This window comes from Pseudoalteromonas sp. MMG033, assembly GCF_057197785.1.
This window is the reverse complement of sequence record NZ_JBXVAL010000002.1, coordinates 234,323-246,495: the sequence shown is the minus strand read 5'-3', so window position 1 is coordinate 246,495 and position 12,173 is coordinate 234,323. Positions and strand designations below refer to the sequence as shown.

The following is a 12,173-nucleotide window of genomic DNA, read 5'->3' as shown; positions in this document are numbered from 1 at the left end:
GTGAAAATTAAGGCACGATTGTTTTAATTGGAGGAAATAGTCTAAAAGGTACATACGCTTTTGCTAGTAATTATTACGGTTAATCTATGTGTGAAAAGAGAAGATGGTTTATTGTACCTAAATTGAACTTATCGAGCATGAACTGGTCAATAACAATAATTTTAATTACCTGAAAAGCAAGGAAGTAAGATGCGCGTTCATCTAATAGTTGCTCACCCTGAAGAGAAGTCATTTAACTGTGCGTTGCATCAGATTGCAAAGCAAACATTTAATGAATTTGGCGCTGTTGTTACTGAGTCCAATTTATATGCTGAGCAATTTGATGCTGTGGCGGGAAGCAAAGATGTCATGGGGTTCTCAGAGCCCTCGGGGTTCAACTTAGCCAAAGCACAGCGATATGCTTTAGATAATGGGGCATTTTGCGAACAAATTAAGCATGAGCAGCAAAATCTAATTGCGTGTGATTTATTGATCCTGCAGTTTCCACTATGGTGGTGGTCGTTTCCTGCCATTCTAAAAGGATGGATTGACCGCGTATTAACCTCAGGTTTTGCCTATGGTCAAGGGGCCATATTAGCGCCAAAAAAGGTAATGTACTCAATCACAACTGGGGGAGCAGCCAATCAAGATGAAATGGCGTATTATAAAGGCAAGATTGATGGGTTATACCAAGACGTATTTGGCTTTATGGGGTGGGAAACAGTGCCGCCGTTTATTGCCCATGGTGTACAGCAAAAAAGCCATAAAGCACGCCAGTTGATATTGCAAGATTACCAATCACATTTGAACACCATTTTGAGACATTAATCATGTAGTTATATCTAATGACCACACATCACGCTAACTAAACAAGCGTGATGGTTAATTAAAAATAATAATAAGGAAATAACATGAATAAATACGCGCTCGTCTTTATATCCTTCGCTTTACCGAGTTTTGTTTCGGCACAGACGGAGTTAACTCCAAATGATATGGTTAAGAAGGCGCGCGCATTTGTGGCTGCCAAAAATGCTCGCCAACAACCCGCAACAACGGTACAAGACATAGATAACTTTATCGCGTTACTGGCAGATGAATTTGTGGATGAACACGTGAGATACAACTTTACCTACACGGATAAAGTAAAATTGCGAAAAGACATGATTGTCAAACTCAAAGATAAAGTGGTGTACAGTAAAATAGACATTCTTGATATCATGACAGGTGCTAACGTTGTTTTTATCAAAATGACGGAGTCAGGTAAGGTGAAACCTGCACATTTAGACAATGAAGTCGAATATAAAAAGACCAATATCGTGTCGCTAGAATTTAATAGTGATGGATTGATAAAACACATACGACGACATCATGGATGAGTCAGTACAAGTTTTGGATTGATGCGCACAGTATTAAAAAAGGGAGCTAGCTCCCTTGGTGTTACAAACATAATTAGAAATAACAAAACAGGTCAGTGTTATTCGATTCGGCAGCTGCTATTAAAAATACCGGATTCTTTGCATGCGGTAGTCATATAACTTGGTGCGATACTCGCAACTTCCGACAGAGCGATATTCAGAAATATAAACCCCCGTGCCGCGATAACTTGTTACATATTCCCAAGTACAGTTTTCTACGACATTGGCAGGTATCGTTGGCCATGCTTTTGCAGAACCTACAAATGCAAACAACATGGCGAAAGTTGCTAGTTTTAGTGTATTCATTGTTTCCTCATTTTATTTTGATTTTTCAGATGATTCAGATTGCTACTTTAGATAGTTTGAAAGGTTGTGCAATTAATAACCAGGTATTCGATAGGTTTTTACCTCAATGTAATTGAATGATATTAATTTGAGATGTAGACACTCTAGCTGGGGTGTTTGTTTTATCACTCTTTATCGAGCTGGCTTTTAGGTAAGGTGACATGTTTGAAGTTTGCTTAATAATAAACAGCAAGCTGTTTTTCCGTTTTGGTGCGGCTTAATTACTTTTGTAAGAAAGATGATTGGACCTAAGTCCCTTAAATGAAAGATTTCATGCCTATTTGTAGTGTAAATTTTTCAATTTACCACCCACGTTATATATGTGAAATTTAAATAGGTATTAATAAAAAGGAAGTTATGTATGACGTTATATCTAAAGAAAAAAACGCTAAAATCTATTACCGAAAACGCACTTAAGCCTGAGCACACAGCACATATTGTTGGTGCCACAGCAGGACCACCAGGCATGACTCGCCAAAAGCACCTCTGTTTGCAGGGTGCTTAGAAAGCCTCTTAAAAATTAAGCTGATAACTTATCAGCTTTTTACTCAATTCTTTTATCGATGAAGTGAGTATGGCATCAAATAAGCATGCCAATATGCGCAATGCATCGTAGTAGACTTTTCCCGCCTTGTTGATTTCCACTATCACAGCAAACCCCATTTTGTTGTATCCATATCGGTGCAAGCTCACGACCAATTTAGATGAAATTATCCTGTGGACAGCAAGTGTCCACAATCGTGTCACAGTGACACATCTGGACAACAGATGTGTCCATTCGGACACTCGATAAAAATAAGAAATATAAAAGATCTTTAAAATCATATATTTATTTTTATTTCATTGTTGGCACTGTCCTCGCTTATATCTAAGTATCGAAATCAACAGGTGGTATAAAATGATTAAAGGAACTCAGTCCCAGGATGAAGTCATCGCGCCAAGCACGCGTTCAAGTAAACTTAAATTCGTTGTTTCGGCGGTATTTATGACGCTGATCACCGTAGTGTCTATCCCAGCGATTAGCCAGTGGTACTCAGGTATAAAAACGGTATCTTACGCGCAGTTGATTACAGCCAAAGTGATAAAAAAAGATCTAGTGAGAGATGTGTCTGTCTCTGGTCGTTTAGTGGCAGCCAATGCGCCGCAAGTATATAGCCCGGAGCCAGGTCAAGCGACCTTGTTAGTTAAACCCGGTGATAGAGTGGAGCAGGATGCGCTGCTTGCAACAATCCACAGCCCAGAACTCGATGCCCAAATTGATCAGCAAAGTTCGTTGCTGACTCAGTTACAGTTGGAGTCCAATAGAGGCTTATTAGCAGACGATGAAGCACAACTTGAATTGGAGCGCAGTTTAGATGAGGCGACAGTGCGATTAAATGCAGCTCAGCGCGAACAGCGTCGCTCCAAAGAGTCTTATGACAAGCAAGTGATCAGTGAGTTGGACTTTGCCCGCAGTAAAGATACGCTCCTTGAGGCACAACTGATGCACAAGCATGCGCAAAAGCGTGTCTCTATGGCTAAAAAGCGCTTAGATTTTGAGGCGCAAACGCGAGAACTTTCGGTTCAGCGTCAAACGCAAATCCTAGACGAATTGAAGCGCAGAAAACGTGCACTGGAAGTTCGAGCGCCTGTGACCGGGGTCGTCGGAAGCTGGTTAGTACAGCAAAAAGAGCAAGTTGCAGATGCCCAAGCACTGATGACCATCGTCGATTTATCTGAATATGAAGCTGAGTTACAAGTACCAGAATTTTATGCTGACGATTTAGGTATTGGTTTAAATGTTGAAATATCTCTTGGTGGACAGTTTTATCAGGGAGCGGTGAGCTCAGTATCTCCAGAGATCCAACAAAACCAAGTTGCCGTGCGTGTGAAGATTGATGCCAATAGTGATTTAACGCTACGTCAGAATCAGCGCGTAAATGGACGTATTGAATTTGAGAAAAAAGCGCAGGTACTGCAAGTCAAGCGCGGCCCGTTTTTATCAAGCTTTGGAGGCAAGCAAGCCTTCGTCATTCAAGAGCAAATGGCTCAGTTACGTGACATAAAAATAGGGGTATCTAGTGTTGACTATGTCGAATTGATCAGCGGCGTTCAAGAAGGTGAAGAAATCATCATTTCTGATTACGACGCATTTAGCCAAAGCCAAACTTTTAAGATTTCAAAATAAACAACAAGAATTAAGGATTTAATTATGCTTTCAATGAACAATATCAGCAGAGTGTATCGCAGTGAAACGATTCAAACGCATGCGTTACGTGACTTTAACCTACAAGTGGATGCGGGAGAGTTTGTTGCGGTGACTGGCCCATCAGGCTCTGGTAAATCGACATTTTTGAATGTGGCGGGATTACTTGATGAGTTTAACGAGGGGGAGTATGTCTTGGATGGCACTTCTGTCAAAGGGCTATCAGATGATGATTTATCGCGTTTGAGAAACGAAAAAATCGGGTTTATTTTTCAGAATTATAACCTAATCCCAGACTACAGTATTTACGATAACGTGGATATGCCACTGCGTTATCGTGGCTTAAGTGCTAAGCAAAGACGTAATCGCATTGAGTACGCGCTTGAGCTGGTCGGATTATCAAGTCGCCATAGTTATTTACCCAGTCAGCTGTCTGGGGGTCAACAACAGCGAGTTGCCATTGCAAGAGCTCTGGCAGGTGAACCTAAGATTTTATTGGCTGATGAACCGACTGGTAATCTTGATTCACTAATGGCAAGGCAAATCATGGACTTGCTAAAAACCATTAATAAAGAAGGCAGTACCATCATCATGGTCACGCACGACCCAGATCAAGCCAGAGAAGTGAACCGCAATATACAAATTATTGATGGTCAAATCACGGATTACAGCATTTATGCGCCAGTTGAGCAGGCACCAATCATAAATCAGAACCAGCCAGTGGCTTAGGAGGTAAACATGGATATGTTTTCTTATTATGTGCAGCTATGCGTGCGCAACTTTAAACGCACACCGCTGTTTTTTTCCCTGATTATTTTAACCCTGTCGATTGGGATCGGCACCTTGTTAGCTAATTTATCTATGCTGTCTTTGATGTCACAAGATCCTATACCCGGTAAAAGTGATCAAATATTCATTGTGAATATGAATACTTACGCAGGTTCAACGAATAACTTTGGCAGTATGCATACGATCAGATACAGCGATGCAAAAGCAATACTGGATGCTGGTGTCGCAGAAAATGCAACCATGCACTATGCAACTCATGTCTATAGTCGCCGTGCAGACTCTGAAGATTTGACTCGTTACTCAAGTAGTACGCGCGCGACCACCGCCTCATTTTTTGACATGATGGGCGCTGAGTTTGCTCATGGTAAAGCGTGGGAAAATGAGCATGGTACAGATGTTGTGATTGGCCATAAGCTCAACATGACCTTATTTGGTGGCGAGAATAGTGTCGGCAAGCAAGTTGAGCTACAAGGTAAAATTTATAACATTGTCGGGGTATTGAAACCTTGGCATATGAGGCCGCTTTTTTATCATGCCTCTGAAGGAAACGCCTTTGATGAAACAGATGATTTGTTTGTACCCATTGAAGTGGCCATAGACAATAATTGGGCCATCTATGCGCGAGCGGTATCGACAGATAGCTACTCAGTACTGAGTGAAACGAGACAGATTAATGCGTATTACATTCAGACATTTGTTGAGCTGGTAGATGAGCAGCAGCGATTGGCTTTTCAAACCTTTATCGATAGCTATGCGCAGCAGCAAAAAGAGAAAGGTAATCACCGCCATGAAGTGGATAACCGACTTTATGATGTAAACGCTTGGTTGGATGAGAACGAAGTCGTCAATAAAGATCTTTTAGCGTTTACTTTTGCCACGGGTATCTTTCTGCTGGTGTGTATTTTTAATGCCAATAGCTTGATGTTATCTCGCTATCAGGCTGGGCAGTTTGAAGCAAACTTGCGTCGAGCGGTTGGCGCCAGTCGCAAGCAAGTGTTTTATCAAGGCGTGATAGAGAGTGTGATTTTAGGGATCTCCTGTGCCTTGGTATCTTTGGTGTTGGCCATGAGTTTATTGGCCTTGTACCGTCAGTTATTCGAAGACTTGGCACCTGTAGCAGAATTGCCGCTACACATGATAGTGATTGGTGTGGGTGTGGCACTGACTTCCAGCCTGTTAAGTACCATATATCCGCTTGTGCAGGGCGCACGTACGCCGCTAGCTAGCATCTTGAAGTAAGGAGTAGCACGATGAATCTAAAAGCATTATTAAAATCTATGTTGCTGCGTAAATTTGCAACAGGTTTGCTTATTTTCCAACTTGTATTAACCATAGGACTGGCTTGTAACAGCTTATTGTTAAGTATTGAAGCCAATGAAAAGTTAGCCCGAGATGTGGGTTTTGATATGGAAAATGTATTGGTATTTCAGGTCCGTCCAACCTCAGAAGCCTTTTTAGATGCCAATTTCTTCTTGTCTGTAATAGATGAAGATATGGCGGCTTTGAATAAACTAGATGTAGTTGAAACGGTGAGTTTTACCAACCAATTGCCGCTGATGAAAGGCGGTAACTTCCACTCTATTGAAGATGTAAATCAACCCGAAGATGCGCCAGTAGAAAGGCAGTTTACAGGTGTGCCAATGTACTATGTAGGCGAACAGTTTTTTGACTTACTCGGCGCACAAATGCACCTTGGGCGTGATTTTACGCTTGATGACAATGCAACACATGGCTATTTAGAGAATCATGAATTTGAAGCCAATATCATTTTAACTCGTAGCTTAGCTGAGGCACTGTACCCGGGAGAAAGCGCGGTTGGCAAGCATACCTCTGAAGGGCGAGTGATCGGCGTGGTGTCGGATATTGCAATTAGGCCTTCGAGTAAATACTCACATCATGGCATATTCATGTATAGAAATATGGCTCGCTCTCAAATGCGTTTAATGTATATGGTGAAAGTCACCTCAGGTGATATACAAAAGACTAAAACGGCGATCACTGAGGCCATTAATCAAGTACACCCTGAACGAGAGATCCGAGAGATCCTGACCATGGAAGAACATCACAGTGATTATTTTAAAGAGTCGAGCAGTTTGGCAACCTTATTTAGCTTGCTGACCGGGATGATGTTATTGGTGACCATGATCAGTTGCTTTGCTCATGCACACTTTCATGTGTCTAAGCAAAAGCGTTTAATTGGTATTAGGCGCGCATTGGGCGCACGGAAAAAGGATGTATTAGTCTATGTGTTGAGCGAAAACTGGCTGGTTAGTGGTATTGCCGCACTACTTGGGGTCGCGAGTGTGATTGCAGTGAATATGTTATTGGCAAAAGTCATTCTGATACCAAAACCGGATGTTATCAGTTATTTGTCTTGTGTTATCATCGTGTTTATATCTGGTACTGCGGCAACCTGGTTGCCTGCATGGAAAACAACAAAAATAGCGCCAGTGGTTGCAACCCGCACGTTATAAAAATGAAGGAAAGACATGTAGTGACCAGTTAAAACGATCACTACATGGCATTTAAATGGTTATGAACACAATTCTTGTTGTCGATGACAACCCTGATATTTTAGATGCGTTAGATTTATTGCTGAGTATTCACAGTTACACTGTATTGACAGTCACTAACGTTAAAGATGCCATTTTGACCGTCTCTCGACAAAAAGTGGATATGGTCATTCAAGATATGAACTTCAGCGAAGGGACCACATCAGGGGATGAGGGAAAGCAGTTATTTGGTACATTAAAAGAGCTAAACCCCAATTTACCCATCATTATCATCACCGCTTGGAGCCAATTAGAAACGGCCATAACGCTAGTCAAATCAGGTGCCGCAGACTATCTCCCTAAGCCTTGGGATGATAAGAAGTTATTACAAGCTATCGAAGAAAATATTTCAGTGCAAGCTGCGCCTACCCCCGAGTGCAAATTGATTTACCAAAGTCGTGAAATGAGTGAGCTTATCTTTACATCGACTAAGGTGGCCGCTGCGGATATCAACGTGTTGATCACAGGCCCCAATGGCTCAGGTAAAGAAAAATTAGCTGACTTTGTTCACCAAAAATCGCAGCGTGCGAATGCGCCTTTTATTAAAGTGAATATGGGCGCTATCCCACAGGAGCTTATGGAGGCCGAATTATTTGGTGCAGAAAAAGGCGCGTTTACCGGCGCAAATCAAGCAAGGGCAGGGCGTTTCGAAGCAGCCGATGGCGGCACATTATTTTTAGATGAGATTGGCAACTTACCACTTGCAGGCCAAATGAAACTATTGCGCGTGTTGCAGACCGGTGAATTTGAGCGATTGGGCTCTAATGTGACGCAAAAGGTAGATGTACGAGTGATAAGTGCGACTAACGCCAACTTATTGCTCGATATTAAAAGTGGCGCGTTTAGAGAAGATTTATTCTATCGCCTCAACGGAATGGAACTGCAAATTTTACCGCTCAATAAACGCAAAGCAGACATTATTCCATTGGCTCAACACTTCATTGGTGTGGCGCATACGCTTACCAAAGAAGCAGAGCACTTTTTAATGCAGCAAACATGGCCTGGTAACGTTCGAGAGCTGGAAAATAGCTGTCGACGAGCATTAATTTTTGCGGATAAAAATCAAGTTGATGTCAGTGCTTTTCAAGGACATGAGCAAACAACAACATTGAGCGAAAAAGAGCACATGCAGCAGGTACTCGAGAAGCATAACTGGACGATTGCGCATGCGGCACAAGAGTTAGGCCTCAGTCGTCAAACTTTGTATCGTCGTATTGAAAAGTTCAAATTGGAAAAGCATGATGAGTAAAGTGATTGCTTTGCTATTTATTGGCCAACTGGCATTTACCATAGCCGCTGCACTCTATGGGCCGTCATATCCTTGGATATTTCTAATTTTAGGTATGGTACTTTTTACTGTTATTGGATATTTGTACCGTGCTTACAACCAAACTCAGGCCAATATTCAGCGCAGTATTGAACAGGGGTTTTTGAGTCTGATCGATGGTGACTTTTCGGTTAGCATCGCGCCCAAAAATGATCCAACTTATGACCGTGTGTTTAATTTATTCAATCAATGTACTGAAAAACTAAGAAAGGAACGTCAGCATCTTTATCAACGTGAGATGTTACTTGATAAAGTGCTCAATACCTCTCCTGTGATCACGTTTCTAGTCAGCCCTGAACATAAAATTATTTTTGCCAATCGCGCTGCAGAACTCATGTTTAAAGAAGGGGATTCTTTGTTTGGTCACAGTTGGCATGATATCAGTGAAACGCTAGATGATGACTTTGCGCACGCCTTGCAAAATAGCGGGGAGAGTATTTTTACCCTTAACGATCAAAACGGTGATGAGCAAGCTTGGCACTTGGCTAAATCTAGTGTGCGTATTCATCAAGCAAGCCATACGCTTTACCTGCTAAAAAGCATCACCCATGAACTGGGACGTCAAGAAGTGCAAACATGGAAAAAAGTGATCCGAGTACTCAGCCATGAATTGAACAACTCCATTGCTCCCATTAGCTCTATGTGCCACTCAGGGCAATTATTGGCACAAAACTTATCTGAGCCAAGATTAGATAGAGTGTTTAGCGCGATTTCTCGACGCATTGGGCACCTTAATGAATTTATTAAAGGGTATGGCGAGTTATCTAAACTAAAAATGCCGAATAAGAAACCAGTTAACTGGCAGGCTTTAGTTGAACAATTAAACGCATTATATCCGTTTGAACTCACTACGGCGCTTCCCTCCAAGCAGGTAGTTGCAGATGAGCATCAGTTAGAGCAGGTGCTTATCAATATTTTGAAAAATGCCCATGAAGCGCAAAGTGAGCAAAGTGATGCGCCGCCAGTTCAATTGAGCTTTACAGAACAAGGGCAGCACAATGTGAGCATTGCAGTGCGAGATTTTGGCTCAGGAATGGCAGCAGAAGTACTGGAAAATGCATTACTGCCATTTTACTCTACCAAGCACGCTGGAACAGGACTTGGTCTGGCATTATGTCGGGAGATTGTTGATGCGCATCAAGGCAAATTAGCGTTTCGTAATTGCGCAGATCGAGGGGTTGTAGTGAGTGTTTCTCTGCCTTACGCAGAGCTAGTGCCAGAAAAGTAGAGCCTGCTTTATAAATATATAATGCAGGCGCTTTTTAGTTTATCGGCAGCGACAGAGTAAACTCGGTATGCGCGTTTGGAGTAGAGAGAAGAGATAACTCACCACCTAAACGCTTACTTAAATTGTAACTCACAGACAAACCAAGCCCACTGCCTTGTCCAACTGCTTTTGTGGTAAAGAACGGGTCGAACACTTTATCTTGAATATCCAGTGGTACGCCGGGCCCATTGTCTTTGACTGTAATGACTAGCCTGTTATCAGCGTCTTTTGTGCAGACTGCCACATAGGGGGATTCAGGTTGGCTCTGCTCTACTGCCTGAAACGCATTTTTTAATAAGTTAGTTAAAATCTGTTGCACAAATCCAGAGTTAGAAACGGGTTGGCAGGTGTGCGCTAAGTTGATCTCGACCACAATATCGTGCTGGTTATGAGTCGCTAGTAATGACAAGCTTTGATTCAAAATAGCTGGGATGTCGAGCTGGCAGTGATGCTGATTTTGCACAACGGTGAATGACTGCAAATCTTTAATGATGTCACTGACTCGGCTTAAGCCCATTTGCGATTGAGCAACGATCTCGCGAATATCATCATAAATAAAGTCGATGTCTGATTGGCCCCGATAATCTGTGATTTGGCTTTTTAGTTTTGCGCCGACATGCTGATTTCCGCCCTCCACGGCACTTAAAAACTGATCATGTAAATTTTGTAGATTGAGGATGTTATCAAGGTAATTGTCCATCGAGCCAAAGTTACTTAATACCGACGACAAGGGGTTATTTATCTCGTGGGCAATGCCCGCGGCAAATTGGCCAACGGTGGCCATTTTCTCGCTGTGTGCAAGTTGGTTTTGGGTTTCTTTTAGCTCAAGAAGCGCTTCTTTTAAGCGGGTACACTGTTTTTTCAGACGTCTTTCCGACTCTTTTCTTTCCAGTAAAATAGTGAGCTGCTCTGCGGCTTTGCTTACCACATCAATTTGCCGCATGGAGACAGATTCCATGGCCTGTTCATCAATAAAAAAAACCATCATTTCAAGGACTTTATCGTATACAACAATGGGAAATATTAAGTAACTGCTGAGCTTTGTTCCAAGTAATTGATTGAGTGGTTGAAATGCATCGTCGTTTGGCAATAAATCTATTTGGGGCTTTTTCTCAGTTAAAGAGCGCGCTAAATAAGCGGGTAAGGCTGGTAGAGCGAAAACACCGGACAACACCTGTTCAAGCGTTGGTTGTTCAGGCCAAACATGGCTTAAAGCGCCTTCGTTTTGATTATTGATTTTTATTCTGCAATGGGTTGTGGCACACGCTATGTTAGCCAATGAGCGCATAAAGGTCAGCATAACCTCGTTGATATCGTTATTATTACGATGTAAGTGCGCCACACTCATCAACAGATCGCTCTCAGCTTTGTGCTGGGCATTGATTTGCTCTAAGCGTTGCCAAGCTTTGAGATTGCGCTCAATCACGCTTAAGTTAAATTCAGTTTTATCGGGAGATAAGCAAATAAAGCTTGAAATATCGTAATTTTCAATCCAGCTCAATGCGTCTGGCATGCGTGCTGGAGGATGTGCAACGATGAAGATTAAGTCTTTGTCTTGGCAGCCAATTCGTACATATTCTAATACTTGCTCGGTCAGCGCCTCAGAGTCCGTGTCTTCAACATTAAAAATAATTAATCCGGGCTTTTTTTTGCGGATGAGCTTTTTACATGCTCTGAGATTATCGGTGACTTCGAGTTGATAATTACGTTGAGTTAATAGCGCATCAAGGGCGTCAGAATTTGGCCCAACGTGTAAAACGCTCTGCTGTTGTCTTTCCATAATCGTTGCGGTTCTTGCCTTGTAATTTTGATAACTATAGCCAATGATTACACTTTCTGTGTAATGGCATGTGCAATGAAGAAGACTAGGAGTGTATGGATATGAAGCTAGTGAGATTGGTCTATTACAGTCAGGCATCTCGTAGTATGAGTTTGTCGGATCTACGCAATATTTTAGAAACTGCGCGCTCGAATAACGACGAATTAGAGGTGTGTGGCATGTTGTGTTTTGAAAACCAGTTTTTTTTACAAGCACTCGAGGGAGACAGACAAACGGTAAATGAGCTCTACTTGGATATTGCAGACGATCCGAGACATGAAGAAGCCACTATTATTAGCTATGACGAAGTGTCTGAACACACATTTGCAAAGTGGCAAATGGGCTATGCGGGGGGATCTGAGTCTTTTTATGAGTTACTGCGAAAAAACGGCCAAACCGAGTTCGATCCGGAGCAAATGACGCAAGCTCAAGCCATTTCTTTTTTGGTGGATATGGCAGCTTTTCAAACTGAAATATAATGGCGGCACCCTGTAC

At 42.2% G+C, this 12,173-nt stretch carries 12 protein-coding genes; 10 read left to right on the top strand and 2 right to left on the bottom strand.

The window, feature by feature from the left end:
• The first annotated feature begins 189 nt into the window (after nucleotides 1–189).
• A complete protein-coding gene (locus AC2CZC_RS22405; protein ID WP_484585493.1) occupies nucleotides 190–807 on the top strand; it encodes an NAD(P)H-dependent oxidoreductase in 618 nt (205 codons plus the stop codon).
• A gap of 83 nt (nucleotides 808–890) precedes the next feature.
• Nucleotides 891–1,355, top strand: a complete 465-nt coding sequence (locus AC2CZC_RS22400; protein ID WP_484585492.1) for a nuclear transport factor 2 family protein — start codon at nucleotides 891–893, stop codon at nucleotides 1,353–1,355.
• A 120-nt stretch (nucleotides 1,356–1,475) separates the two neighbouring features.
• Here the strand turns inward: AC2CZC_RS22400 and AC2CZC_RS22395 are convergent, their stop codons facing one another.
• Entirely contained in the window at nucleotides 1,476–1,700 is a 225-nt protein-coding gene (locus AC2CZC_RS22395; RefSeq protein ID WP_484585491.1) for a hypothetical protein, read from the bottom strand.
• Nucleotides 1,701–2,100: 400 nt separating this feature from the next.
• On the opposite strand from AC2CZC_RS22395, the gene AC2CZC_RS22390 reads away from it, so the two are divergent.
• The 7 genes from AC2CZC_RS22390 (at nucleotide 2,101) to AC2CZC_RS22360 (ending at nucleotide 9,820) form a co-directional block, all read left to right on the top strand.
• The gene (locus tag AC2CZC_RS22390; RefSeq protein WP_484585490.1) at nucleotides 2,101–2,244 is read left to right on the top strand and encodes a hypothetical protein; all 144 of its coding nucleotides are present in this window, start codon (nucleotides 2,101–2,103) and stop codon (nucleotides 2,242–2,244) included.
• A gap of 393 nt (nucleotides 2,245–2,637) precedes the next feature.
• On the top strand, nucleotides 2,638–3,906 hold the full coding sequence (locus AC2CZC_RS22385; RefSeq protein WP_484585489.1) for an efflux RND transporter periplasmic adaptor subunit: 1,269 nt from the start codon (nucleotides 2,638–2,640) through the stop codon (nucleotides 3,904–3,906).
• 24 nt (nucleotides 3,907–3,930) lie between these two features.
• A complete protein-coding gene (locus tag AC2CZC_RS22380) occupies nucleotides 3,931–4,653 on the top strand; it encodes an ABC transporter ATP-binding protein (RefSeq protein WP_046357721.1) in 723 nt (240 codons plus the stop codon).
• Between the two features lie 9 nt (nucleotides 4,654–4,662).
• Complete coding sequence (locus AC2CZC_RS22375) at nucleotides 4,663–5,952, top strand: ABC transporter permease (protein WP_484585488.1); 1,290 nt, start codon at nucleotides 4,663–4,665, stop codon at nucleotides 5,950–5,952.
• Between the two features lie 11 nt (nucleotides 5,953–5,963).
• Entirely contained in the window at nucleotides 5,964–7,187 is a 1,224-nt protein-coding gene (locus AC2CZC_RS22370) for an FtsX-like permease family protein (protein WP_484585487.1), read from the top strand.
• Nucleotides 7,188–7,248: 61 nt separating this feature from the next.
• Entirely contained in the window at nucleotides 7,249–8,514 is a 1,266-nt protein-coding gene (locus tag AC2CZC_RS22365; protein ID WP_484585784.1) for a sigma-54-dependent transcriptional regulator, read from the top strand.
• Nucleotides 8,504–9,820, top strand: a complete 1,317-nt coding sequence (locus AC2CZC_RS22360) for a sensor histidine kinase (RefSeq protein ID WP_484585486.1) — start codon at nucleotides 8,504–8,506, stop codon at nucleotides 9,818–9,820. The genes AC2CZC_RS22365 and AC2CZC_RS22360 overlap by 11 nt, the downstream gene beginning before the upstream one ends.
• Before the next feature lie 34 nt (nucleotides 9,821–9,854).
• Here AC2CZC_RS22360 and AC2CZC_RS22355 read toward each other — a convergent pair whose 3' ends face one another.
• Nucleotides 9,855–11,639 (bottom strand): sensor histidine kinase, encoded by a 1,785-nt coding sequence (locus AC2CZC_RS22355; RefSeq protein ID WP_484585485.1) that lies wholly within the window; start codon nucleotides 11,637–11,639, stop codon nucleotides 9,855–9,857.
• A gap of 101 nt (nucleotides 11,640–11,740) precedes the next feature.
• Between AC2CZC_RS22355 and AC2CZC_RS22350 the strand changes: the two genes are divergently transcribed.
• Nucleotides 11,741–12,157, top strand: a complete 417-nt coding sequence (locus tag AC2CZC_RS22350) for a BLUF domain-containing protein (protein WP_484585484.1) — start codon at nucleotides 11,741–11,743, stop codon at nucleotides 12,155–12,157.
• Nucleotides 12,158–12,173: the final 16 nt, after the last annotated feature.